This is a genomic window from Escherichia sp. TC-EC600-tetX4 (genome assembly GCF_019356055.1).
Lineage (GTDB): Bacteria > Pseudomonadota > Gammaproteobacteria > Enterobacterales > Enterobacteriaceae.
The window spans coordinates 1,330,788-1,353,903 of sequence record NZ_CP079924.1 but is presented as its reverse complement, the minus strand read 5'-3'; the positions used below and the strand labels follow the sequence as shown (position 1 = coordinate 1,353,903).

23 protein-coding genes are annotated in these 23,116 nt (G+C 51.7%); 11 read left to right on the top strand and 12 right to left on the bottom strand.

Annotated elements, in window-relative coordinates:
• Window positions 1-143 precede the first annotated feature (143 nt).
• The gene (locus tag KXD89_RS06485) at window positions 144-908 is read left to right on the top strand and encodes an outer membrane protein OmpK (protein WP_000716421.1); all 765 of its coding nucleotides are present in this window, start codon (window positions 144-146) and stop codon (window positions 906-908) included.
• A gap of 38 nt (window positions 909-946) precedes the next feature.
• Here KXD89_RS06485 and KXD89_RS06480 read toward each other — a convergent pair whose 3' ends face one another.
• Complete coding sequence (locus tag KXD89_RS06480) at window positions 947-1,873, bottom strand: LysR family transcriptional regulator (protein WP_001109794.1); 927 nt, start codon at window positions 1,871-1,873, stop codon at window positions 947-949.
• An 89-nt stretch (window positions 1,874-1,962) separates the two neighbouring features.
• On the opposite strand from KXD89_RS06480, the gene KXD89_RS06475 reads away from it, so the two are divergent.
• Window positions 1,963-2,961 carry a bile acid:sodium symporter family protein gene (locus KXD89_RS06475; protein WP_000765610.1) on the top strand — a complete coding sequence of 333 codons (999 nt, stop codon included), beginning with the start codon at window positions 1,963-1,965 and terminating at the stop codon, window positions 2,959-2,961.
• Here KXD89_RS06475 and KXD89_RS06470 read toward each other — a convergent pair.
• The 3 genes from KXD89_RS06470 to zipA all read right to left on the bottom strand — a co-directional run bounded on the left by KXD89_RS06470 (window position 2,958) and on the right by zipA (window position 6,250).
• Window positions 2,958-3,176 (bottom strand): DUF3820 family protein, encoded by a 219-nt coding sequence (locus tag KXD89_RS06470; protein WP_000410201.1) that lies wholly within the window; start codon window positions 3,174-3,176, stop codon window positions 2,958-2,960. The genes KXD89_RS06475 and KXD89_RS06470 overlap by 4 nt on opposite strands.
• A 1-nt stretch (window position 3,177) precedes the next feature.
• On the bottom strand, window positions 3,178-5,193 hold the full coding sequence (gene ligA, locus KXD89_RS06465) for an NAD-dependent DNA ligase LigA (RefSeq protein WP_000443661.1): 2,016 nt from the start codon (window positions 5,191-5,193) through the stop codon (window positions 3,178-3,180).
• Window positions 5,194-5,263: 70 nt separating this feature from the next.
• On the bottom strand, window positions 5,264-6,250 hold the full coding sequence (zipA, locus tag KXD89_RS06460) for a cell division protein ZipA (RefSeq protein ID WP_072647338.1): 987 nt from the start codon (window positions 6,248-6,250) through the stop codon (window positions 5,264-5,266).
• A gap of 229 nt (window positions 6,251-6,479) precedes the next feature.
• On the opposite strand from zipA, the gene cysZ reads away from it, so the two are divergent.
• The 5 genes from cysZ (at window position 6,480) to crr (ending at window position 11,360) form a co-directional block, all read left to right on the top strand.
• On the top strand, window positions 6,480-7,241 hold the full coding sequence (gene cysZ / locus KXD89_RS06455) for a sulfate transporter CysZ (RefSeq protein ID WP_000254839.1): 762 nt from the start codon (window positions 6,480-6,482) through the stop codon (window positions 7,239-7,241).
• Window positions 7,242-7,425: 184 nt separating this feature from the next.
• A complete protein-coding gene (gene cysK / locus KXD89_RS06450; protein ID WP_000034402.1) occupies window positions 7,426-8,397 on the top strand; it encodes a cysteine synthase A in 972 nt (323 codons plus the stop codon).
• 383 nt (window positions 8,398-8,780) lie between these two features.
• A complete protein-coding gene (gene ptsH / locus KXD89_RS06445; protein ID WP_000487600.1) occupies window positions 8,781-9,038 on the top strand; it encodes a phosphocarrier protein Hpr in 258 nt (85 codons plus the stop codon).
• 44 nt (window positions 9,039-9,082) lie between these two features.
• A complete protein-coding gene (gene ptsI / locus KXD89_RS06440; RefSeq protein WP_000623140.1) occupies window positions 9,083-10,810 on the top strand; it encodes a phosphoenolpyruvate-protein phosphotransferase PtsI in 1,728 nt (575 codons plus the stop codon).
• Between the two features lie 40 nt (window positions 10,811-10,850).
• On the top strand, window positions 10,851-11,360 hold the full coding sequence (crr, locus tag KXD89_RS06435) for a PTS glucose transporter subunit IIA (RefSeq protein WP_000522247.1): 510 nt from the start codon (window positions 10,851-10,853) through the stop codon (window positions 11,358-11,360).
• Between the two features lie 42 nt (window positions 11,361-11,402).
• Here crr and pdxK read toward each other — a convergent pair whose 3' ends face one another.
• Entirely contained in the window at window positions 11,403-12,254 is an 852-nt protein-coding gene (pdxK, locus tag KXD89_RS06430; protein WP_000096674.1) for a pyridoxine/pyridoxal/pyridoxamine kinase, read from the bottom strand.
• A 104-nt stretch (window positions 12,255-12,358) separates the two neighbouring features.
• On the opposite strand from pdxK, the gene KXD89_RS06425 reads away from it, so the two are divergent.
• Both KXD89_RS06425 and KXD89_RS06420 read left to right on the top strand, forming a co-directional pair.
• Window positions 12,359-12,733 (top strand): YfeK family protein, encoded by a 375-nt coding sequence (locus KXD89_RS06425; RefSeq protein WP_000719962.1) that lies wholly within the window; start codon window positions 12,359-12,361, stop codon window positions 12,731-12,733.
• Between the two features lie 32 nt (window positions 12,734-12,765).
• Complete coding sequence (locus tag KXD89_RS06420) at window positions 12,766-13,500, top strand: WGR domain-containing protein (protein WP_000745534.1); 735 nt, start codon at window positions 12,766-12,768, stop codon at window positions 13,498-13,500.
• Window positions 13,501-13,688: 188 nt separating this feature from the next.
• Here KXD89_RS06420 and cysM read toward each other — a convergent pair whose 3' ends face one another.
• The 7 genes from cysM to murR all read right to left on the bottom strand — a co-directional run bounded on the left by cysM (window position 13,689) and on the right by murR (window position 20,626).
• On the bottom strand, window positions 13,689-14,600 hold the full coding sequence (gene cysM / locus KXD89_RS06415; RefSeq protein ID WP_001336044.1) for a cysteine synthase B: 912 nt from the start codon (window positions 14,598-14,600) through the stop codon (window positions 13,689-13,691).
• Window positions 14,601-14,733: 133 nt separating this feature from the next.
• Window positions 14,734-15,831 carry a sulfate/thiosulfate ABC transporter ATP-binding protein CysA gene (cysA, locus tag KXD89_RS06410; RefSeq protein ID WP_000021036.1) on the bottom strand — a complete coding sequence of 366 codons (1,098 nt, stop codon included), beginning with the start codon at window positions 15,829-15,831 and terminating at the stop codon, window positions 14,734-14,736.
• Entirely contained in the window at window positions 15,821-16,696 is an 876-nt protein-coding gene (cysW, locus tag KXD89_RS06405; RefSeq protein ID WP_000852686.1) for a sulfate/thiosulfate ABC transporter permease CysW, read from the bottom strand. Before cysW ends, cysA begins: the two co-directional genes overlap by 11 nt.
• Window positions 16,696-17,529 carry a sulfate/thiosulfate ABC transporter permease CysT gene (cysT, locus tag KXD89_RS06400; RefSeq protein ID WP_000458406.1) on the bottom strand — a complete coding sequence of 278 codons (834 nt, stop codon included), beginning with the start codon at window positions 17,527-17,529 and terminating at the stop codon, window positions 16,696-16,698. The genes cysW and cysT overlap by 1 nt, the downstream gene beginning before the upstream one ends.
• Window positions 17,529-18,545, bottom strand: coding sequence for a thiosulfate/sulfate ABC transporter substrate-binding protein CysP (gene cysP / locus KXD89_RS06395; RefSeq protein ID WP_000290230.1), 1,017 nt, complete (start codon window positions 18,543-18,545; stop codon window positions 17,529-17,531). The genes cysT and cysP overlap by 1 nt, the downstream gene beginning before the upstream one ends.
• A 303-nt stretch (window positions 18,546-18,848) precedes the next feature.
• Entirely contained in the window at window positions 18,849-19,640 is a 792-nt protein-coding gene (ucpA, locus tag KXD89_RS06390) for an SDR family oxidoreductase UcpA (RefSeq protein ID WP_000517431.1), read from the bottom strand.
• 128 nt (window positions 19,641-19,768) lie between these two features.
• The gene (gene murR / locus KXD89_RS06385; protein WP_000966470.1) at window positions 19,769-20,626 is read right to left on the bottom strand and encodes an HTH-type transcriptional regulator MurR; all 858 of its coding nucleotides are present in this window, start codon (window positions 20,624-20,626) and stop codon (window positions 19,769-19,771) included.
• A 163-nt stretch (window positions 20,627-20,789) separates the two neighbouring features.
• Here murR and murQ point away from each other — a divergent pair, with 163 nt between their 5' ends.
• Complete coding sequence (gene murQ / locus KXD89_RS06380; RefSeq protein WP_001159160.1) at window positions 20,790-21,686, top strand: N-acetylmuramic acid 6-phosphate etherase; 897 nt, start codon at window positions 20,790-20,792, stop codon at window positions 21,684-21,686.
• A gap of 3 nt (window positions 21,687-21,689) precedes the next feature.
• Window positions 21,690-23,114, top strand: a complete 1,425-nt coding sequence (gene murP / locus KXD89_RS06375) for a PTS N-acetylmuramic acid transporter subunit IIBC (RefSeq protein ID WP_001040483.1) — start codon at window positions 21,690-21,692, stop codon at window positions 23,112-23,114.
• Window positions 23,115-23,116: the final 2 nt, after the last annotated feature.

Below are 23,116 nucleotides of genomic sequence, written 5' to 3'. Positions count from 1 at the left end.
GATGGATTTATATCTTTTCTCTATTAATCCACGGTAAAAACTGTATTGGCGATATTAATTCCTTTGCATTAACAATATGTCGTTTTTAGCAAACCACTTTATTAAGCAATCTACTAATAACGATCGGCATAGGGAATTATGCTATGAAAAAACATCTTTTAACTCTGACACTTTCCTCTATATTAGCGATACCTGTTGTATCTCATGCAGAATTTAAAGGCGGTTTTGCAGATATCGGCGTGCATTATCTGGACTGGACCAGCCGGACTACCGAAAAATCGTCGACCAAATCACACAAAGATGATTTTGGTTATCTTGAATTTGAAGGTGGCGCTAACTTTAGTTGGGGAGAAATGTACGGGTTCTTCGACTGGGAAAACTTCTATAACGGTCGCCATAATAAACCAGGTAGCGAGCAGCGTTATACCTTTAAAAATACCAACCGTATTTACCTGGGTGACACCGGATTTAATCTCTACTTGCATGCGTATGGCACCTACGGTTCTGCGAATCGCGTGAATTTCCACGACGATATGTTCCTGTACGGTATCGGCTACAATTTCACCGGCAGCGGTTGGTGGTTCAAACCGTTCTTTGCTAAGCGTTATACAGATCAAACCTATTACACTGGCGACAACGGCTATGTCGCCGGCTGGGTTGCAGGTTACAACTTTATGCTGGGCAGCGAGAAATTCACTCTTACCAACTGGAACGAGTACGAGTTTGACCGTGACGCTACCTATGCAGCGGGTAATGGCGGTAAAGAAGGGCTGAATGGCGCAGTTGCACTGTGGTGGAATGCAACATCACACATTACTACGGGGATTCAGTATCGATATGCGGATGACAAACTGGGCGAAGATTTTTACCAGGATGCGATAATCTACTCCATCAAATTTAACTTCTGATTGATTACTGCCGGGGCTCCCGGCAGTATGAATTCACTCTATATCTGATACAACGGATCCCCTTCCCGCCCAGCCATTAGCGCATTGCCCTGGTCTCGTACCACGTCCCATAAAGCTTCAGCGGCGGTGGAAAGTGAACGGTTCTTCCTGCGCACCAGCATCAACTGGCGTTCAACAACCGGCGTAATGCGCTTTACCACCAGTGGGCTACCTTCAGGCAATGGTAGCGCCAGTGCGGGAAGAATACTGATGCCGATGCCTGCGGCTACCATCGGGAACAGCGTCGCCGGATGTCCAATCTCCTGCACAATATTCGCCTGAATACCATTGCGCGCCAGCGCTGCGTCAATCAGCGGTCGGCTGCCTGACGCGTAATCCTGCAACACCAATTTCGCTCCCTGTAATGCCTGCCAGGGTACATAATCTTCCACGGCCAAAGCGCTATCGCGATGGCAAAGCAGAAAGAAAGGCTCGGAAAGAATCGCTTCACATTGCAGATCGCCCACTGGGCCTGGATCGATGACGATGCCAAAATCGACATCTCCCTGGCGAATACTTTCCATTACCCACTGCTGCGGACGATCGTGCAGGACAAACTGAATATCTGGATAGCGGCGATGGCTTTCAGCAATGCATTGCGGAATAAGATGCGCGGAAATGGTCTGGCTGGCAGCGACCCGAACTTTTCCGCTCAGTTGTTGCCCCATACGCCCGGTATCGCGCAACGTGCTGTTCAGTTCATCCAGCAGTCGCTCAAGACGCAAAGCCAGCTGCTGCCCTGCATCTGTAAGCACCACTTCACGCGTGGTTCTGTCCAGCAGGCGAACACCAGTATGATTTTCCAGTTCCTTCACACTGTGACTCACTGCCGACTGGCTCAGGCCGATACGCTCTCCTGCACGACTAAAACTTTTCTCCTGCGCTACTGTGACGAAAACCTTTAATTGTTTTAAAGAATAATTCATCTGTTTTCTTCATGAATGGATGCAATAAATCAATTTTATTTCTCAAACTGGAAGAAGCACAATAGAACCATCGATCATCTGGAGTCTTTATGAAACTTTTTCGTATCCTCGATCCTTTCACCTTAACCCTGATCACGGTGGTGTTGCTGGCCTCTTTCTTTCCGGCCAGAGGCGATTTCGTCCCCTTCTTTGAAAATCTGACCACCGCAGCTATTGCCCTGCTGTTCTTTATGCACGGCGCGAAGTTGTCGCGTGAGGCGATTATTGCTGGCGGTGGTCACTGGCGACTGCATTTGTGGGTAATGTGCAGCACCTTCGTGCTGTTTCCGATTCTGGGTGTACTGTTTGCCTGGTGGAAACCGGTAAATGTCGACCCGATGCTCTACTCCGGTTTTCTCTACTTGTGCATTCTCCCGGCTACCGTGCAGTCTGCAATCGCCTTCACGTCAATGGCGGGCGGTAACGTCGCGGCAGCGGTTTGTTCTGCGTCGGCATCCAGCCTGCTGGGGATTTTCCTTTCACCATTGCTGGTTGGTCTGGTGATGAATGTTCACGGTGCAGGGGGCAGCCTTGAGCAGGTCGGTAAAATTATGCTGCAACTGCTGCTGCCGTTTGTGTTGGGGCATCTTTCCCGGCCGTGGATTGGTGACTGGGTGTCGCGCAATAAAAAATGGATTGCGAAAACTGACCAGACGTCCATTCTGTTGGTGGTTTATACAGCGTTCAGCGAAGCCGTCGTTAATGGTATCTGGCATAAAGTTGGCTGGGGATCATTGCTGTTTATCGTGGTGGTCAGCTGCGTTCTTCTGGCTATCGTGATTGTAGTTAACGTCTTTATGGCACGCCGACTGAGCTTCAATAAGGCAGATGAAATTACTATCGTCTTTTGTGGTTCGAAAAAGAGTCTGGCAAATGGCATCCCGATGGCAAACATTCTGTTCCCCACATCGGTGATCGGTATGATGGTGCTGCCCCTGATGATTTTCCATCAGATCCAATTGATGGTCTGTGCGGTGCTGGCGCGTCGATACAAACGCCAGACCGAACAGTTACAGGCGCAGCAGGAAAGCAGCGCCGATAAAGCTTAAAGCGGACGCTTCAGGGGCTGGACCAGTTGCGTCAGCCCCTCGGTTTTAATCAGCAGCGTGATTTGCATTAGCTCACCGAGCTTCCCTGCCGGGAACTCATCTTTGCGGGCAAACCACAGCAGATACTCCTCCGGCAGGTCGATTAAGCGACGCCCTTTGTATTTGCCAAACGGCATTATCGTATTGGCTATTTCAATCAGCTGCTCTTTTTCCATCTCAGCTACCCAGCAAACGCAGCATTTCCGCTTCGTCGATGACTTCAATGCCCAGTTCCTGCGCCTTCGCCAGTTTAGATCCTGCAGCTTCACCCGCTATCACCAGATCGGTTTTCTTCGACACGCTGCCCGCGACTTTCGCGCCCAGTTCGACCAGTCGAGCTTTAGCGTCATCACGCGACATCTGGCTTAAGCTGCCCGTAAGCACCACGGTTTTACCAGCAAACGGGCTGTCAATCTCTTCCGCGTTGATAACGATCGGCGCAGGCCAGTGAACACCTTCCGCCAACAGCTCGCTGATGACATTGCGGTTGCTTTCTTCGGCAAAGAAGTTGTGAACGTGGGATGCAACGACAATGCCAACATCAGGCACCTTTTGCAGCTCTTCAATCGAAGCGGCTTCCAGCGCTTCCAGCGTGCCGAAATATGCCGCCAGACCTGCTGCGGTGGCCTCGCCGACTTCACGGATGCCAAGTGCATAGAGGAAGCGAGCAAAGGTGGTTTCTTTCGCTTTTTCCAGCGCGTTAACCACGTTTTGTGCCGATTTTGGCCCCATACGCTCCAGTCCGGTCAGTTTGCCTGCGGTGAGTTTGAACAGATCTGCCGGAGTATGGACATATTCTTTTTCAACCAGCTGATCGATGATTTTGTCGCCCATTCCGTCAACATCCATCGCACGGCGGGAAACAAAGTGTTTCAGCGACTCTTTACGCTGCGCACCGCAAATCAGGCCACCGGTACAGCGGGCAACCGCTTCACCTTCCACACGCTCAACGTCAGAACCACATACCGGACAATGCGTCGGGAATACAACCTCACGGGTATCTTCCGGGCGTTCAGAAAGCACGACGTTAACCACCTGCGGGATCACGTCGCCAGCGCGGCGAATCACCACTTTATCGCCAATGCGTAAACCAAGACGTTCGATTTCATCCGCATTGTGTAAGGTTGCGTTACTCACCAGCACGCCTGCAACATGGACAGGTTCCAGACGCGCAACAGGCGTAATCGCGCCAGTACGCCCAACCTGAAACTCGACGTCACGCACAAAGGTCATCTGCTCCTGCGCCGGGAATTTAAACGCTACCGCCCAGCGCGGGGCACGCGCGACAAAGCCAAGCTGCTCCTGCTGTGCCAGTGAGTTGACCTTAATCACCACGCCGTCGATATCAAAGCCCAGCGTCGGGCGGTCTTCTTCCACTTTGTGATAGAACGCCAGCACTTCTTCCGCCGATTCACAAAGCGTTACCCGATCGCTGACCGGCAACCCCCACTTTTTAAATTGCAGTAAACGGCCAAGATGAGTATCCGGCAGCTCGCCACCTTCCAGAACACCAACGCCATAGCAGAAAAAAGTGAGCGGTCGCTTCGCTGTAATACGCGGATCAAGCTGACGCAGTGAACCAGCTGCCGCATTACGTGGGTTAGCAAACACTTTCCCGCCCGTGCGTCGCGCATCTTCGTTAATCTTTTCGAACCCCGCCTGCGGCAGGAACACTTCACCACGCACTTCCAGACGCGCCGGGATATTCTCTCCGTGCAGCTTCAGCGGAATGGCGCGAATAGTACGCACATTAGACGTGATATCTTCCCCGGTGGTGCCATCGCCACGGGTCGCGGCACTGACTAAAACGCCATTTTCATACAGAATACTGACGGCAAGACCATCCAGCTTCAGCTCACAGCACCAGGTGACTTTCTCGTTGTTTTTCAGACGGTCCTGCACACGTTTGTTGAAAGCAAGAAAGCTTTCTTCATCAAAAACGTTATCCAGTGACAGCATTGGTACTTCATGGCGTATCTGGCTGAAAGCCGCCAGCGGCGCAGCGCCTACACGTTGAGTAGGCGAATCAGGCGTAATCAGTTCTGGATGTTTGGTTTCCAGCTCGCGCAGTTCGCGCATCAGCCTGTCGTATTCAGCGTCGGGAATTTCCGGCGCATCCATCACATGATAAAGATATTCATGATGGCGAAGCGTCGTTCGCAGTTCTGTCAGTTGTTGTTCGATTGATTCCATATCGCACCATCAATGCTAAAAACCCCCGACAAGCGGGGGTTCGAAGAGGAGTTAATTTGCCTTAAGTGTATCAGGCGTTGGCGTCTTTGACTTCGCGGATGATGTCCTGGTACTCGCGCAATTTCTGCGGAGTCATCATACGGCGCTGATCGTCAAGCACGACACCGCCCACTTCATCGGCAATATGCTGCGCAGATTGCAGCATCAGCTTGAAGTTCTGCAGCTCGTCACCGTAAGACGGTACCTGCATAAAGATAGTGACACCCGGAGTAGTGAAATCCTTCATTTCAGGATCAAAGGTTCCCGGTTTCACCATATTCGCCAGGCTGAATAACGCCGGGCCGCTGCCATCCGGGCTAAGATGACGATGGTAAATATTCATATCGCCAAAAATGAAGCCCGCTTGTTGAATGCTGTTAAGAAGCAGTTCACCGTTTAGCTCGCTACCGTGATGCGCCGCGACGTTCATGATAATCACCGCTTCTTTGCGCTTCGGTTTATCCATAACTGGAGCAGGTTCCGCTACAGGCTCAGGCTGTGGTGCCGCTACGGGTTCTGCAGGCTGGAAAGCCTGTTGTGCCGGTTGCGGTGCTGAATGCACAGGCTGCGGCGCTGGCGCGACCTGTGGCGAAACTGGCTGCTGCAACGGCTGTTCAGGCTGCGGCTGATAGGCAGGCTGCTGCACCGGCTGCGCTGGATGCGGAGCATGTTGCGGCGGTACCTGCGCTTCAGGCGGCTGCTGGACCGGTTGACGCGGCTGCGCAGACGCATAAGGCGGTTGGTACTGGTGTTGCGGCGACGGACGAGCAGCCTCATGCTCCTGAGCGTTAGCCGGGGCATGATTCACGCGGTGAACACGAACCTCACCAACGCCCTCATCATCTTCGACATCCTCGTCATAAGAATCGTCGTCACGTTTTGACTTCATTAGTTTTAATGGCCGATCGCGGAACATAGAAGATCGTTCTTTACGGCTGGTCCAGAAACCATGTACCAGTAAAGCGATTATGGCGATCGCGCCAACAATGATTAATATCAGACGCAAATCCTGCATCATTATATTCTCTGTTGTTCTAACACCTTGCCACCACGGCAAACATTTACTCACTAAGAGTATTTGCCGATTACCTCAAGTGCAAGTGCACTATTAACTTTCACAGCACAAAGATAGATGAAATCGTGCTTTTTGCTGTTTTTTCGAACATATCCTAACTGTCCATTGCGCAATTACCCGGTAAAATACGCAGAATTTTCCTGGGATTGGTCAAAAGGAGCTCATCCTGATTATGGTTTCATCATTCACATCTGCCCCACGCAGCGGTTTTTACTATTTTGCGCAAGGCTGGAAGCTCGTCTCGCAACCTGGGATTCGGCGTTTCGTTATTTTACCGCTGCTGGTCAATATTTTGTTGATGGGGGGCGCATTCTGGTGGCTCTTTACACAGCTCGATGTCTGGATCCCGACTCTCATGAGTTACGTTCCGGACTGGCTACAATGGCTGAGTTATCTGTTGTGGCCTCTGGCTGTCATCTCTGTGCTGTTAGTGTTTGGCTATTTCTTCTCCACGATTGCTAACTGGATTGCCGCTCCGTTTAACGGTTTATTGGCTGAACAACTGGAAGCACGATTGACTGGCGCTACACCGCCAGATACCGGGATTTTCGGTATCATGAAAGATGTGCCGCGAATCATGAAACGCGAATGGCAAAAATTTGCCTGGTATCTGCCGCGCGCAATTGTATTACTAATTCTTTACTTCATCCCTGGTATTGGGCAAACCGTCGCGCCGGTACTGTGGTTCCTGTTTAGCGCCTGGATGTTAGCCATCCAGTATTGCGATTACCCCTTCGATAACCACAAAGTGCCGTTTAAAGAGATGCGCACCGCCCTGCGCACACGCAAAATCACCAATATGCAGTTTGGTGCTTTAACCAGCCTGTTTACGATGATCCCGCTGCTTAATCTGTTCATCATGCCCGTTGCCGTTTGTGGCGCGACGGCGATGTGGGTCGATTGCTATCGCGATAAACACGCGATGTGGCGGTAACAATCTACCGGTTATTTTGTAAACCGTTTGTGTGAAACAGGGGTGGCTTATGCCGCCCCTTATTCCATCTTGCATGTCATTATTTCCCTTCTGTATATAGATATGCTAAATCCTTACTTCCGCATATTCTCTGAGCGGGTATGCTACCTGTTGTATCCCAATTTCATACAGTTAAGGACAGGCCATGAGTAAGATTTTTGAAGATAACTCGCTGACTATCGGTCACACGCCGCTGGTTCGCCTGAATCGCATCGGTAACGGACGCATTCTGGCGAAGGTGGAATCTCGTAACCCCAGCTTCAGCGTTAAGTGCCGTATCGGTGCCAACATGATTTGGGATGCCGAAAAGCGCGGCGTGCTGAAACCAGGCGTTGAACTGGTTGAACCGACCAGCGGTAATACCGGGATTGCACTGGCCTATGTAGCTGCCGCTCGCGGTTACAAACTCACCCTGACCATGCCAGAAACCATGAGTATTGAACGCCGCAAGCTGCTGAAAGCGTTAGGTGCAAACCTGGTGCTGACGGAAGGTGCTAAAGGCATGAAAGGCGCAATCCAAAAAGCAGAAGAAATTGTCGCCAGCAATCCAGAGAAATACCTGCTGCTGCAACAATTCAGCAATCCGGCAAACCCTGAAATTCACGAAAAGACCACCGGTCCGGAGATATGGGAAGATACCGACGGTCAGGTTGATGTATTTATTGCTGGCGTTGGGACTGGCGGTACGCTGACTGGCGTCAGCCGCTACATTAAAGGCACCAAAGGCAAGACCGATCTTATCTCTGTCGCCGTTGAGCCAACCGATTCTCCAGTTATCGCCCAGGCGCTGGCAGGTGAAGAGATTAAACCTGGCCCGCATAAAATTCAGGGTATTGGCGCTGGTTTTATCCCGGCTAACCTCGATCTCAAGCTGGTCGATAAAGTCATTGGCATCACCAATGAAGAAGCGATTTCTACCGCGCGTCGTCTGATGGAAGAAGAAGGTATTCTTGCAGGTATCTCTTCTGGAGCAGCTGTTGCCGCGGCGTTGAAACTACAAGAAGATGAAAGCTTTACCAACAAGAATATTGTGGTTATTCTACCATCATCGGGTGAGCGTTATTTAAGCACCGCATTGTTTGCCGATCTCTTCACTGAGAAAGAATTGCAACAGTAATGCCAGCTTGTTAAAAATGCGTAAAAAAGCACCTTTTTAGGTGCTTTTTTGTGGCCTGCTTCAAACTTTCGCCCCTCCTGGCATTGATTCAGCCTGTCGGAACTGGTATTTAACCAGACTAATTATTTTGATGCGCGAAATTAATCGTTACAGGAAAAGCCAAAGCTGAATCGATTTTATGATTTGGTTCAATTCTTCCTTTAGCGGCATAATGTTTAATGACGTACGAAACGTCAGCGGTCAACACCCGCCAGCAATGGACTGTATTGCGCTCTTCGTGCGTCGCGTCTGTTAAAAACTGGCGCTAACAATACAGGCTAAAGTCGAACCGCCAGGCTAGACTTTAGTTCCACAACACTAAACCTATAAGTTGGGGAAATACAATGTTCCAGCAAGAAGTTACCATTACCGCTCCGAACGGTCTGCACACCCGCCCTGCTGCCCAGTTTGTAAAAGAAGCTAAGGGCTTCACTTCTGAAATTACTGTGACTTCCAACGGCAAAAGCGCCAGCGCGAAAAGCCTGTTTAAACTGCAGACTCTGGGCCTGACTCAAGGTACCGTTGTGACTATCTCCGCAGAAGGCGAAGACGAGCAGAAAGCGGTTGAACATCTGGTTAAACTGATGGCGGAACTCGAGTAATTTCCCGGGTTCTTTTAAAAATCAGTCACAAGTAAGGTAGGGTTATGATTTCAGGCATTTTAGCATCCCCGGGTATCGCTTTCGGTAAAGCTCTGCTTCTGAAAGAAGACGAAATTGTCATTGACCGGAAAAAAATTTCTGCCGACCAGGTTGATCAGGAAGTTGAACGTTTTCTGAGCGGTCGTGCCAAGGCATCAGCCCAGCTGGAAACGATCAAAACGAAAGCTGGTGAAACGTTCGGTGAAGAAAAAGAAGCCATCTTTGAAGGGCATATTATGCTGCTCGAAGATGAGGAGCTGGAGCAGGAAATCATAGCCCTGATTAAAGATAAGCACATGACAGCTGACGCAGCTGCTCATGAAGTTATCGAAGGTCAGGCTTCTGCCCTGGAAGAGCTGGATGATGAATACCTGAAAGAACGTGCGGCTGACGTACGTGATATCGGTAAGCGCCTGCTGCGCAACATCCTGGGCCTGAAGATTATCGACCTGAGCGCCATTCAGGATGAAGTCATTCTGGTTGCCGCTGACCTGACGCCGTCCGAAACCGCACAGCTGAACCTGAAGAAGGTGCTGGGTTTCATCACCGACGCGGGTGGCCGTACTTCCCACACCTCTATCATGGCGCGTTCTCTGGAACTACCTGCTATCGTGGGTACCGGTAGCGTCACCTCTCAGGTGAAAAATGACGACTATCTGATTCTGGATGCCGTAAATAATCAGGTTTACGTCAATCCAACCAACGAAGTTATTGATAAAATGCGCGCTGTTCAGGAGCAAGTGGCTTCTGAAAAAGCAGAGCTTGCTAAACTGAAAGATCTGCCAGCTATTACGCTGGACGGTCACCAGGTAGAAGTATGCGCTAACATTGGTACGGTTCGTGACGTTGAAGGTGCAGAGCGTAACGGCGCTGAAGGCGTTGGTCTGTATCGTACTGAGTTCCTGTTCATGGACCGCGACGCACTGCCCACTGAAGAAGAACAGTTTGCTGCTTACAAAGCAGTGGCTGAAGCGTGTGGCTCGCAAGCGGTTATCGTTCGTACCATGGACATCGGCGGCGACAAAGAGCTGCCATACATGAACTTCCCGAAAGAAGAGAACCCGTTCCTCGGCTGGCGCGCTATCCGTATCGCGATGGATCGTAGAGAGATCCTGCGCGATCAGCTCCGCGCTATCCTGCGTGCCTCGGCTTTCGGTAAATTGCGCATTATGTTCCCGATGATCATCTCTGTTGAAGAAGTGCGTGCACTGCGCAAAGAGATCGAAATCTACAAACAGGAACTGCGCGACGAAGGTAAAGCGTTTGACGAGTCAATTGAAATCGGCGTAATGGTGGAAACACCGGCTGCCGCAACAATTGCACGTCATTTAGCCAAAGAAGTTGATTTCTTTAGTATCGGCACCAATGATTTAACGCAGTACACTCTGGCAGTTGACCGTGGTAATGATATGATTTCACACCTTTACCAGCCAATGTCACCGTCCGTGCTGAACTTGATCAAGCAAGTTATTGATGCTTCTCATGCTGAAGGCAAATGGACTGGCATGTGTGGTGAGCTTGCTGGCGATGAACGTGCTACACTTCTGTTGCTGGGGATGGGTCTGGACGAATTCTCTATGAGCGCCATTTCTATCCCGCGCATTAAGAAGATTATCCGTAACACGAACTTCGAAGATGCGAAGGTGTTAGCAGAGCAGGCTCTTGCTCAACCGACAACGGACGAGTTAATGACGCTGGTTAACAAGTTCATTGAAGAAAAAACAATCTGCTAATCCACGAGATGCGGCCCAATTTACTGCTTAGGAGAAGATCATGGGTTTGTTCGATAAACTGAAATCTCTGGTTTCCGACGACAAGAAGGATACCGGAACTATTGAGATCATTGCTCCGCTCTCTGGCGAGATCGTCAATATCGAAGACGTGCCGGATGTCGTTTTTGCGGAAAAAATCGTTGGTGATGGTATTGCTATCAAACCAACGGGTAACAAAATGGTCGCGCCAGTAGACGGCACCATTGGTAAAATCTTTGAAACCAACCACGCATTCTCTATCGAATCTGATAGCGGCGTTGAACTGTTCGTCCACTTCGGTATCGACACCGTTGAACTGAAAGGCGAAGGCTTCAAGCGTATTGCTGAAGAAGGTCAGCGCGTGAAAGTTGGCGATACTGTCATTGAATTTGATCTGCCGCTGCTGGAAGAGAAAGCCAAGTCTACCCTGACTCCGGTTGTTATCTCCAACATGGACGAAATCAAAGAACTGATCAAACTGTCCGGTAGCGTAACCGTGGGTGAAACCCCGGTTATCCGCATCAAGAAGTAATTCTTGCCGCAGTGAAAAATGGCGCCCATCGGCGCCATTTTTTTATGCTTCCGCCAGCGGCGGCAAAATCAATTCATCGCTCTCATGCTGCTGGGTGTAGCGCATCACTTCCAGTACGCGCAACCCCGCTCGGTGCACTGCATCGGTTAACGCCTTCCCTTTCAGCAAGCCACTGATGAGCTGAGCACAAAACAGGTCGCCAGTCCCTTTCAGGTCGGTTTTTACCCGTGAATGGGAAATGACATTCACGCTGTCGGCAGTGACCACCACAACCTGCATCTCCTGATTTTCTTCATTACCGGAGGCGCTGGTAACCACCACCCATTTTAATGTGTCTGAAAGCAGACTTTTTGCGGCAGCAATGGCACTGTCGAGATCGCGGCAATTTTTACCGGTCAGGATTTCCAACTCAAAGATATTGGGGGTAATTCCCTGCGCCAGCGGCAGTAAATATTGTCGATACGCTTCGGGAAGGTCAGGTTTGACATAAATTCCGCTATCAATATCGCCAATCACCGGATCGACCATGATCAATAGGTCAGGATGGTCTTTGCGTAGCGCAGTCAGCCACTCGGCAAGGATTTTGATTTGCGATGCCGTTCCCATATAGCCCGTGGTTACAGCACGAAGTTGGCGCAGCGCATCACGCTCCTGAAGCGCACGCAAATAGCCGCTAAACCATTCGTCCGGAATCGCACCACCGTAGAAAGTGTCATAATGCGGCGTATTGCTCAGCAATACCGTCGGCACGGCAAAGACATTCAGGCCGTTCTGTTTGATAGCAGGCACGGCAATGCTGTTGCCCACGCTGCCGTAAACCACCTGCGACTGCACGGCGACGATATCCGCCTGCAGTGCCCTACTCTTATCGTTAAACAACAACAAACTACTCATTTAATTTTTTCTCCTTGCCGATGATCCTCATCGTAATCCAACCGAAACTTTACCTGATTCTGGCAGTCAAATCGGCTATCACAAAACAAGGATAAGGTAATTCAATGAAGAAAATCATTTGTCTGGTCATTACACTACTAATGACACTCCCCGTTTACGCGAAGTTAACTGCCCATGAAGAAGCCCGCATCAACGCCATGCTGGAGGGATTAGCACAGAAAAAGGATTTGATATTTGTGCGCAACGGTGATGAACATACCTGCTATGAAGCGGTTTCTCATCTGCGTCTGAAGCTCGGCAATACCCGTAACCGCATTGACACTGCCGAGCAGTTTATTGATAAGGTTGCTTCGTCGTCATCGATTACTGGGAAGCCGTATATTGTGAAGATCCCCGGTAAGAGCGATGAGAACGCACAGCCTTTTTTACATGCGTTAATTGCGCAGACGGATAAAACGGTGCCTGCGGAAGGAAATTAATCCGCTTTGGGAAGGCATTTACAGGAGGTAACATGAAAAAACGCTTTATTTATCACGATGAAAAATCGAATAAATTTTGGTGGATAGATTACGAAGGGGATAGTTTAGCTGTCAACTATGGCAAGGTAGGTAGTATTGGTAAATTCCAGACAAAAGAGTTCGATAATGAAGAACAGTGTCTGAAAGAAGCCAGTAAATTGATTGCCGCAAAAATGAAGAAAGGCTATCAAGAAGATCCAAAGTTTAACTTCATGGATCGCTACTATTTTGATGATGAAGAAATTGGGTTACATGTTAAAACGTCACACCCAAACTTCCAGTGCCATTTTACTGATCCACTTTATATGTGTTGCTGGGATGAAGAATCTCCTTTTGGCAGCGATGAAGGTGCTGATGCTCTAAACGTTCTTGAAAATAGCCTCCGTAAAGAGCCGGATCTGGACTGTGCTGATTTCCCTCAAATGTTAATTGAAACTATGTGGGGTATGAAATACATCGCTATGGACAGTATTCTTGAAGAGGATGTTCGTGCGCAATTACTAGTCGATGAAATGAGCACTATCCAGAGCAATATGATTACCTACGCAACTGCATTCGGTCAGATTAAAGTCATGGGTAAAATCTCCCATAAACTTAAAAAGATGGGACTCAATGCACTAGCGCGTCATCAGCTTACCGCAAAAATTCTTCAATGGGGTGACGGTCAGGACTCACCAATACTTCAAAAAATGATTGATGACCTTACGGCGTTTCCTCACGAAAATTAAATACTGCATTTGTCGGCAGCAACAACTGTTAAAAAAGTGCGCTTTGTTTATGCCGGATGCGGCGTAAACGCCTTATCCGGCCTACAAAATCGTGCTAATTCAATATATTGCAGAAACCTTGTAGGCCTGATAAGCGTAGCGCATCAGGCAGTTTTGCGTTTGTCATCAGTCTCCGATGCTATTAATCCTTAAATCCCCGCCCCCTGGCTAAAATGCTCTTCCCCAAACACCCCGGTAGAAAGGTAGCGATCGCCACGATCGCAGATGATCGCCACCACCACCGCGTCAGGGTTAGCTTTTGCCACCCGCAGTGCTCCGGCAACCGCGCCGCCGGAGCTGACGCCACAGAATATTCCTTCCCGCACCGCCAGTTCGCGCATGGTGTTTTCCGCATCGCGCTGATGAATATCCAGCACCTCATCCACCAGAGAAGCGTTGAAAATCCCCGGCAGATATTCCGTAGGCCAGCGGCGAATGCCGGGAATGCTGCTGCCCTCTTCCGGTTGCAGGCCGACAATGGTCACCGGTTTGGATTGTTCGCGCATAAAGCGTGAGACGCCGGTGATAGTGCCGGTCGTCCCCATGCTGGAGACAAAATGAGTGATGCGCCCGCCGGTTTGCTGCCAGATTTCCGGCCCAGTGGTGGTGTAATGCGCATAAGGGTTATCGGGATTATTGAACTGATCGAGCAGCTTTCCTTCGCCACGATTCGCCATCTCCAGCGCCAGATCGCGCGCACCTTCCATGCCCTGCTCTTTGGTGACAAGAATCAGTTCCGCACCATAAGCACGCATCGCCGCACGGCGTTCCTGGCTCATGTTGTCGGGCATCAGCAATTTCATGCGATAGCCTTTCAGCGCGGCAATCATTGCCAGCGCAATGCCGGTGTTACCACTGGTGGCTTCGATTAAGACATCACCCGGTTTAATTTCCCCGCGCTTTTCCGCCTCGACGATCATCGAAAGTGCCGCACGATCTTTCACCGAACCTGCCGGGTTATTGCCTTCCAGTTTTAACCACACTTCACTGCCGTTATCCGGCCCCATTCGCTGCAACTTCACCAGAGGCGTATTGCCTATTGTTTGTTCTAATGTACTCACGATCTCTATCCATACGTGGTGTTGCCTGATGCGACGCTTGCGCGTCTTATCAGGTCTACAGGTTACAAACCTTGCCATTAAAAAGCCCGGATCGCGGGAAGCGCCTCCGGGCGTTTAACATTCACTCAACCTATCAGGCGCTTTGTGCGAGAGCAAGTTCCTCATCGCGGGTTTCGATACGCTCGTCGCCGTTATACAGCCGCGCATGTTGCAGACCAACGAATAAACGCTCGCCACGCTGCGGGGCATCGTCGCCATGCATCACGACCGTCAGCGGTTCGTTGTACCACCCCAGCGGCTGCACCACTAATTGGGTGTAGTGACCTTTCGGGCTGGCTTCCAGTACCTGTACCGGCAGCGGCGAATCGAGGCTGGTACGGCGGCTGATATCCACTTCCCAAGGGCGCAGGAAGAGATCCACCGGCCCCTGATACGCAGGTGTGTAGCCCAGCGGCCAGCGATGCGCGCCAACATGGAACTGCCCGCCGCGAATGGTTCCCTGCAGGCGGTTCACTTCGCCCATAAATTCGAGCACAAAACGGGTCGCCGGTTCGCGCCATACCTGATCCGGCGCGTCAGCCTGTTCAATATTGCCCTGGCTCATCACAACTACACGATCAGCTACTTCGGTCGCTTCTTCCTGATCGTGGGTCACAAAAACGCTGGTGAATTTTAGTTCTTCATGGAGTTGACGCAGCCAGCGACGCAGCTCTTTACGCACCTGCGCATCCAGCGCGCCAAACGGTTCATCAAGCAGCAGAATTTGCGGTTCCACAGCCAGCGCGCGCGCCAGCGCCACGCGCTGTTTCTGGCCGCCGGAAAGCTGCGCCGGATAACGATCCGCCAGATGGGCAAGCTGGACCATTTCCAGCAATTTTGTCACTTTCGCTTTGATGGCTGCGGCATTCGGGCGCTCGCGACGCGGCAGCACCGTCAGGCCAAAAGCGATATTGTCGAACACCGTCATATGGCGGAACAGCGCGTAATGCTGGAACACGAAACCGACTTTACGATCACGTGCGTGCAGGCGGCTCACGTCGGTGCCGTGGAAGCGAATATGCCCGCTGGTTTGATGCTCCAGCCCGGCGATAATGCGCAGCAGCGTGGTTTTCCCGGAACCGGACGGCCCCAGCAACGCGACCATCTGACCTGAAGGAATATCCAGTGAGATATCGTTCAGCACCTGGGTGCGACCAAACGACTTCTTAATATTGGCAATCTCAATGCTCATGATGTTCCTCCTGCTGTGCGCGTTTTTCCTGATTCTCCAGGCGCCACTGCAACATACTTTTTAAAAACAGGGTGATAATCGCCATCAGCGTTAACAGCGCCGCAGCGGTAAAGGAGCCGACGGTGTTGTAGTCCTGCTCCAGCAATTCAATCTGTAACGGCAGCGACAGGGTTTCGCCGCGAATCGAGCCGGAAACCACCGACACCGCGCCAAACTCGCCAATTGCGCGGGCGTTGGTCAACACCACGCCATAAAGCAGCGCCCAGCGGATGTTCGGTAATGTGACGCGACGGAACATCTGCCAGCCGGACGCGCCAAGCAAAATCGCCGCTTCGTCTTCCTGGCTGCCCTGGCTTAACATCACCGGCACCAGTTCGCGCACCACAAACGGACACGTCACGAAGATGGTGACCAGCACCATTCCCGGCCAGGAGAACATAATTTGCAGGTTATGCTCGTCGAGCCAACCGCCGAGCGGGCCGTTAGAGCCGTAGAACAGCAAATACACCAGACCGGCAACCACCGGCGATACGGCAAACGGAATGTCCAGTAGCGTCAGCAGTAACTGGCGTCCAGGGAAGTTAAAGCGCGTCACCAGCCAGGCCAGCAGAATGCCGAACACCAGGTTTACCGGTACGGCAATCAGCGCGATCATCACCGTCAGCCAGATGGCGTGCAGCATGTCCGGATCGGCCAGATTCTGTAAAACCGGCATCAGCCCCTTGCTGAATGCCTGCACGAAGATGTAAATCATCGGCACCAGCAGGATGAACGCCGAAACCAGCATCCCGATGCCAATCAGAAACCATTTGCCCCAGTTAATCGGGCGCGCGTCATAACGCTTCAATTGGGTAACTTCCGCCATTAATGACCTACCACACGCCGACCAAAGCGACTTTGCAGAGTGTTAATTGAGAACAGCAGCAGCAGAGATGCCGCGAGGATCACCGAAGCAATCGCGCTCGCTGCCGGGTAATCAAACTCCTGTAAGCGCACAAAAATCATCAGCGACGTCACTTCCGTCTTCCACGCGATATTTCCGGCGATAAAAATCACCGCGCCAAATTCACCAAGACTACGGGTAAACGACAGCGCCACGCCCGCCACCAGCGCCGGAGAAAGCTCCGGCAGCACCACTTTGCAGAAACTCTGCCAGCGCGTTGCACCAAGCGTTTCCGCCGCTTCTTCATATTCCGGGCCTAACTCTTCCAGCACCGGCTGCACGGTACGCACCACAAACGGAATGCTGGTAAAGGCCATAGCCACCGCAATCCCCAGCCATGTATAGGTGACTTTGATATCAAACTTCGCCAGCCATTCACCGTAAAAACCGTTTACGGAAAAGAGCGAGGCCAGCGTTAAACCGGCGACAGCCGTTGGCAGCGCAAAGGGTAAATCCATCAGCGCATCAAGCAGCGTGCGGCCTGGGAAGCGATAGCGGGTTAGGATCCACGCCATCAGCAGACCGAAAACGCCGTTAAAAATCGATGCCACAAACGCCGACAGCAGCGTTACTTTGTAGGCCGCGACCACCTGCGGGTTGGTGATCACCTCCCAGTACTGCGCCCAGCTCATCTGGGCCAGTTGCATCACCAGCGCGGAGAGCGGCAGCAGCAAAATCAGGCACACAAACAGCAGACTGGTGCCGAGGCTTAAGGTAAAGCCCGGCAGCACGCGTCTGGAGGAGACAGCAAACATCAGTTACGCCCCGCCGCTAACAGCTTGTCTAACTCGCCGCCGCTGGTGAAGTGGGTTTTCATCACTTCCGGCCAGGAGCCAAATTTGTCTTCCACGCGGAACAGCTCGGTCTGCGGGAATTTGTCTTTCAGTTTGTCCATCACCTCCGGGTTATTCACGCGGTAGTAATAGTCGGTGATGATGGTTTGCGCCTGCGGGCTATAGAGCCAGTTCAGATAGGCTTTGGCGGCTTTTTCCGTACCGTTGGCCTGCACGTTTTTATCAACCCACGCCACCGGGAATTCCGCCAGAATGTTGGTTTTCGGAATCACCACTTCAAAGCCCTGCGCTTCATACTGTTTACGGATGTTGTTCACTTCCGATTCGAAGCTAATCAGCACATCGCCCAGGCCGCGCTCGGCAAAAGTGGTGGTCGCGCCACGACCGCCAGTATCGAACACTTCAACGTTTTTCAGGAACTGGGTCATAAACTGTTCGGTTTTGCCTTTGTCACCACCGTCAGCTTTATCCGCTGCGCCCCATGCCGCCAGATAGGTATAACGCGCGTTACCCGACGTTTTCGGGTTCGGGAAAATCAGCTTCACGTCGGAGCGCACCAGGTCGTTCCAATCGTGGATATTCTTCGGGTTACCCTTACGCACCAGGAAGCCCATGGTGGAGTAGAACGGCGAGCTATTATTCGGCAGGCGCGACTGCCAGTCGGCCGGGATCAGCTTGCCTTTATCGTGCAGGATTTGTACGTCGGTCACCTGGTTATAAGTGACAACGTCGGCTTTTAAGCCCTGTAAAATCGCCAGCGCCTGTTTTGATGACCCGGCATGAGATTGTTTTATCGTCAGTTTGTCGCCGCCGTTATCTTTTGCCCATTGTTGCTCAAACGGCGGATTCAGGGCGGCAAACAGCTCGCGGGAGACGTCATAAGAACTGTTCAGCAGTTCCGTTGCCTGTACATGGCCCGCCAGCAGCAGAGAAGCGACCAGCGCGAGTGAGTTCTTTTTCAGTAAGTTAACGGCCATTGCGCACCCTTATAAATTTAATGACTTTCTAATAGCCATCATATTTATAACGGACGTGAAAGGAGTAACGGTTTTATATACCGTTTGGTGATTTGGAAGTTGAAAAGGGAATAAGAACTTGGTTCAACAGGCGTAATTGTTGCAGTCAGTTTGGACACGAACAGCGCGGAGAAACCGGAGCGTACACATAGTACGTGAGGATTTCGAGCACTGCCCGGGGCCAAAATGACAAATAAAATAGCCTGGTGAACTTAGTTCAAGACGAAATCCTCCCCACAAATGCAGGGAGGAAACAGAGGTGAATCAGATACCGACGCTAACCGTCTCCGGCAGTGTGCTGCCGCCATCAATCACATTCTGTGTACCGGTTAAATAGCTGGATTCATCCGATGCGAGGAAGGCCGCCAGTTCGCCGACTTCCAGCGGATCGGCGAGGCGACGCATCGGGATTGCTTTCGCCATTTCAGTCAGCACCGACTCTGGATCTTCCGGGTTCGACTGGCGGGCAATGCTTTCCGCCATTGGTGTGCGCACGTATCCCGGGCAAATGGCGTTAACGCGAATACCAGACTGCGCGTACTCCACCGCCAGCGATTTTGTCAGGCCAACAATCGCCGCTTTCGTTAAGGCGTACGCCGTTTCGCCAGGATCGGCCACCATATCACCAGTGACTGAAGACATCATCACAATGCGACCATCTTTGCGGGCAATCATCTCCGGCAGCACCGCCTTCGTGACGTTCCATACGCCTTTAATATTGATGTCAATATGGAAATCGCGATCGTCATCGCTCATATCGAGGAAACTGCCCAGACGACAAACGCCTGCGTTATTCACCAGGATATCAATGCGCCCTTCTTTTTCCTTCGCGCGTTTGATAGCTGCGGCTACCGACGCCGGGTCACGCACATCGGCGACAACCGCCGTACAGCGATGACCACGACCACACAGTTCGTCCGCCAGCTTTTCGATCTCAGGGGAGATATCCAGCAAGATTAGGTTCGCGCCATGACGTGCAAAAGTTCTGGCAATTCCTTCGCCAATTCCCTGCAATGCGCCCGTAATCAGTGCTGTCTTGCCCGTGAGTTTACCCATTTTAATGCTCTCCTTGTTAATACAGAGCGTTACACTCCATTCCCTCTGAAAATACAGGATAAACAAAATATTGCTGCGGATCAGCTCACTAATTCAGGAAAATCTCAATCCAGTCGCTGCTTTATGCATCATTTCAGGCGTTGTGTTAGCTCACTGCTGCGCTGAATCATTTTCAATGACTCCACATCATTGAGTTGCACAAGGCCAACAAACAGTAAATCGGTAACAGAATTTTGCGCCGTGCGGGTAGACATCGACGAGCTACGCCATTCGGTTTCTCCGGAAACGGTATCGAGGGTGAAATGCGCCAGCCGCCGCAGCGGAGAGTCAGTCAGAGAAGTAATGGCAATCACCGTTGCCCCCTGCTTTCGTGCCGCTTCTGCGCACAAGACAATCTCTTTTTTACTGCCGCTGTAAGAGATAGCGATTTGTACATCGCCTTTTTTCAACGCCTGAGAAACGGTGGCTTGTACGTGCGTGTCGGCTTCGCAGGCCACGCGATAGCCAATTTTCATCAGTTTGAACGACAGATCGCGCCCCACCAGCGCCGATCCGCCCAGGCCCGTTATCTGGATAAACGGTGCTTTACTGATGACCTCAATGATTTTTTGCAGCCGCGCGTAATCGAGCAACGCGCAGGTTTGCTCCAGCGCCAGCTCTTTTTCGCGATTCAGTTTGCGCGCGATCACTTCCAGCGAATCATCACTGGTAATCGAACTGTGCAGGTGCAGTGCCGTGGCATTCGTTTTCTCCCGGCTGGCACTGTATTCGCCTATTAACGCCATACGCAATTCAGTAAATCCTTGCGCGCCGAGTTTTTGGGCAAATTTCACTATGCTCGACTGGCTAATGCCGAGCTGTTTCGCCATCTGCCGTGAAGAAACGGATTGCAGCTCACTCACGTTGGCCTGCAGAAAGTCAGCGATTTTTTGCTCGTTTTCGGTGAATTCACTCCCCGCATTGCTTATTTTCGTCAGGTACAACATCTTCCACTCTCCTGGGCTGGCAGCATAAATTCCGCTTAAGTTCTTATGACGCTCTTCACACTCTGCGAGTGTAGACTCAATGATTCCTTTAAGCCTGTCAATTCGGGATATATGATTCCATACATCTGCAATTATTTGATCGTAAATAGTAAGGTCACCACCGATGCAATTTGAAAAGATGATTACTGAAGGCTCGAACACCGCCTCGGCTGAAATTGACCGCGTATCGACGCTGGAAATGTGCCGGATTATCAACGATGAAGATAAAACCGTACCGCTTGCCGTTGAGCGCGTACTGCCGGATATCGCCGCGGCGATCGATGTTATCCACGCCCAGGTAAGCGGCGGCGGGCGTCTGATTTACCTCGGTGCGGGAACATCCGGTCGTCTGGGGATTCTGGATGCCAGCGAATGTCCGCCCACCTACGGCGTGAAACCGGGTCTGGTGGTTGGTTTGATTGCTGGCGGCGAATATGCCATTCAGCACGCGGTGGAAGGCGCGGAAGATAGCCGGGAAGGCGGTGTTAATGATCTGAAAAATATTAATTTAACGGCACAGGATGTGGTGGTTGGCATTGCTGCCAGCGGTCGCACGCCGTATGTGATTGCCGGACTGGAATACGCACGCCAGCTCGGCTGCCGCACAGTGGGAATTTCCTGTAATCCGGGGAGCGCCGTTTCAACCACCGCTGAGTTTGCCATTACACCGATTGTAGGTGCCGAAGTTGTTACCGGTTCTTCGCGGATGAAAGCAGGTACAGCGCAGAAACTGGTGCTCAATATGCTTTCCACCGGGCTGATGATTAAATCCGGCAAAGTGTTCGGCAACCTGATGGTCGATGTGGTCGCCACCAACGAAAAACTGCATGTGCGACAGGTCAATATTGTTAAAAACGCCACCGGATGTAGCGCAGAGCAAGCGGAAGCGGCGTTAATTGCTTGCGAGCGCAACTGTAAAACGGCCATTGTGATGGTGCTGAAAAATCTCGATGCCGCAGAAGCTAAAAAACGCCTGGATCAACACGGCGGCTTTATTCGTCAGGTTTTAGACAAGGAATAACCCATGGCCAAAGAGATCAGCAGTGAACTTCTGAACACCATTCTTACCCGTGTCGGCGGACCGGGAAATATCGCCAGTTGTGGTAACTGTATGACGCGCCTGCGTCTGGGTGTACATGACAGTTCACTGGTTGATCCCAATATCAAAACGCTGGAAGGCGTGAAGGGCGTCATTTTGACCAGCGACCAGGTGCAGGTCGTTTTTGGGCCTGGTAAAGCGCATCGTGCCGCAAAAGCGATGAGCGAGCTGCTGGGAGAAGCACCGGTACAGGATGCCGCAGAAATCGCCGCCCAGAACAAACGTCAGTTAAAAGCCAAACAAACCTCCGGCGTGCAACAATTTCTCGCCAAATTCGCCACCATCTTCACGCCGCTGATCCCCGGTTTTATTGCCGCCGGTCTGCTGCTGGGGATAGCGACGTTAATTGCCACGGTGATGCACGTTCCGGCAGATGCTCAGGGAACACTACCCGATGCGCTGAATTTTATGAAGGTGTTCAGCAAAGGTTTGTTCACTTTCCTGGTGATTCTGGTGGGCTATAACGCCGCCCAGGCATTTGGCGGCACGGGCGTAAATGGCGCAATTATCGCCGCGCTCTTTTTGCTCGGTTATAACCCCGCAGCGACCACCGGTTACTACGCCGGTTTTCACGATTTCTTTGGTCTGCCCATCGATCCGCGCGGCAATATTATCGGCGTGCTGATTGCCGCGTGGGCCTGCGCCCGCATTGAAGGCATGGTGCGCCGCTTTATGCCGGACGATCTCGACATGCTGCTGACCTCGTTAATCACCCTGCTGATCACCGCTACGCTTGCGTACCTGATCATTATGCCGCTGGGTGGCTGGTTATTCGAAGGTATGTCATGGCTGTTTATGCACCTGAACAGTAATCCGTTCGGTTGTGCGGTTTTAGCCGGGCTGTTCCTGATCGCCGTGGTATTTGGCGTGCATCAGGGCTTTATTCCTGTTTACCTCGCGTTAATGGACAGCCAGGGATTCAACAGCTTATTTCCCATCCTTTCAATGGCAGGCGCGGGCCAGGTGGGCGCGGCGCTGGCACTCTACTGGCGGGCGCAACCGCACAGTGCGCTACGCAGTCAGGTACGCGGGGCGATTATTCCCGGCCTGCTGGGCGTTGGTGAACCGCTGATTTACGGTGTCACCCTGCCCCGCATGAAGCCGTTTGTTACCGCCTGTTTAGGCGGCGCGGCGGGCGGTTTGTTTATCGGCCTGATAGCCTGGTGGGGTCTGCCGATGGGCTTAAACAGCGCCTTTGGGCCGTCTGGTCTGGTAGCGCTGCCGCTGATGACTTCCGCACAAGGCATCCTTCCGGCCATGGCGGTTTATGCTGGCGGGATTCTGGTGGCATGGGTTTGCGGGTTTATTTTCACCACGCTCTTTGGCTGCCGTAACGTCAATCTGGACTGATA

Coding starts and splice junctions, on each gene's coding strand:
- ligA (WP_000443661.1), bottom strand. CDS start 5,193: ATGGAATCAATCGAACAACAACTGACAGAACTGCGAACGACGCTTCGC.
- KXD89_RS06475 (WP_000765610.1), top strand. CDS start 1,963: ATGAAACTTTTTCGTATCCTCGATCCTTTCACCTTAACCCTGATCACG.
- cysZ (WP_000254839.1), top strand. CDS start 6,480: ATGGTTTCATCATTCACATCTGCCCCACGCAGCGGTTTTTACTATTTT.
- ptsH (WP_000487600.1), top strand. CDS start 8,781: ATGTTCCAGCAAGAAGTTACCATTACCGCTCCGAACGGTCTGCACACC.
- cysT (WP_000458406.1), bottom strand. CDS start 17,529: ATGTTTGCTGTCTCCTCCAGACGCGTGCTGCCGGGCTTTACCTTAAGC.
- ucpA (WP_000517431.1), bottom strand. CDS start 19,640: ATGGGTAAACTCACGGGCAAGACAGCACTGATTACGGGCGCATTGCAG.
- crr (WP_000522247.1), top strand. CDS start 10,851: ATGGGTTTGTTCGATAAACTGAAATCTCTGGTTTCCGACGACAAGAAG.
- KXD89_RS06470 (WP_000410201.1), bottom strand. CDS start 3,176: ATGGAAAAAGAGCAGCTGATTGAAATAGCCAATACGATAATGCCGTTT.
- ptsI (WP_000623140.1), top strand. CDS start 9,083: ATGATTTCAGGCATTTTAGCATCCCCGGGTATCGCTTTCGGTAAAGCT.
- murQ (WP_001159160.1), top strand. CDS start 20,790: ATGCAATTTGAAAAGATGATTACTGAAGGCTCGAACACCGCCTCGGCT.
- KXD89_RS06425 (WP_000719962.1), top strand. CDS start 12,359: ATGAAGAAAATCATTTGTCTGGTCATTACACTACTAATGACACTCCCC.
- KXD89_RS06420 (WP_000745534.1), top strand. CDS start 12,766: ATGAAAAAACGCTTTATTTATCACGATGAAAAATCGAATAAATTTTGG.
- murP (WP_001040483.1), top strand. CDS start 21,690: ATGGCCAAAGAGATCAGCAGTGAACTTCTGAACACCATTCTTACCCGT.
- cysK (WP_000034402.1), top strand. CDS start 7,426: ATGAGTAAGATTTTTGAAGATAACTCGCTGACTATCGGTCACACGCCG.
- KXD89_RS06485 (WP_000716421.1), top strand. CDS start 144: ATGAAAAAACATCTTTTAACTCTGACACTTTCCTCTATATTAGCGATA.
- cysW (WP_000852686.1), bottom strand. CDS start 16,696: ATGGCGGAAGTTACCCAATTGAAGCGTTATGACGCGCGCCCGATTAAC.
- cysP (WP_000290230.1), bottom strand. CDS start 18,545: ATGGCCGTTAACTTACTGAAAAAGAACTCACTCGCGCTGGTCGCTTCT.
- pdxK (WP_000096674.1), bottom strand. CDS start 12,254: ATGAGTAGTTTGTTGTTGTTTAACGATAAGAGTAGGGCACTGCAGGCG.
- murR (WP_000966470.1), bottom strand. CDS start 20,626: ATGTTGTACCTGACGAAAATAAGCAATGCGGGGAGTGAATTCACCGAA.
- KXD89_RS06480 (WP_001109794.1), bottom strand. CDS start 1,873: ATGAATTATTCTTTAAAACAATTAAAGGTTTTCGTCACAGTAGCGCAG.
- cysA (WP_000021036.1), bottom strand. CDS start 15,831: ATGAGCATTGAGATTGCCAATATTAAGAAGTCGTTTGGTCGCACCCAG.
- zipA (WP_072647338.1), bottom strand. CDS start 6,250: ATGATGCAGGATTTGCGTCTGATATTAATCATTGTTGGCGCGATCGCC.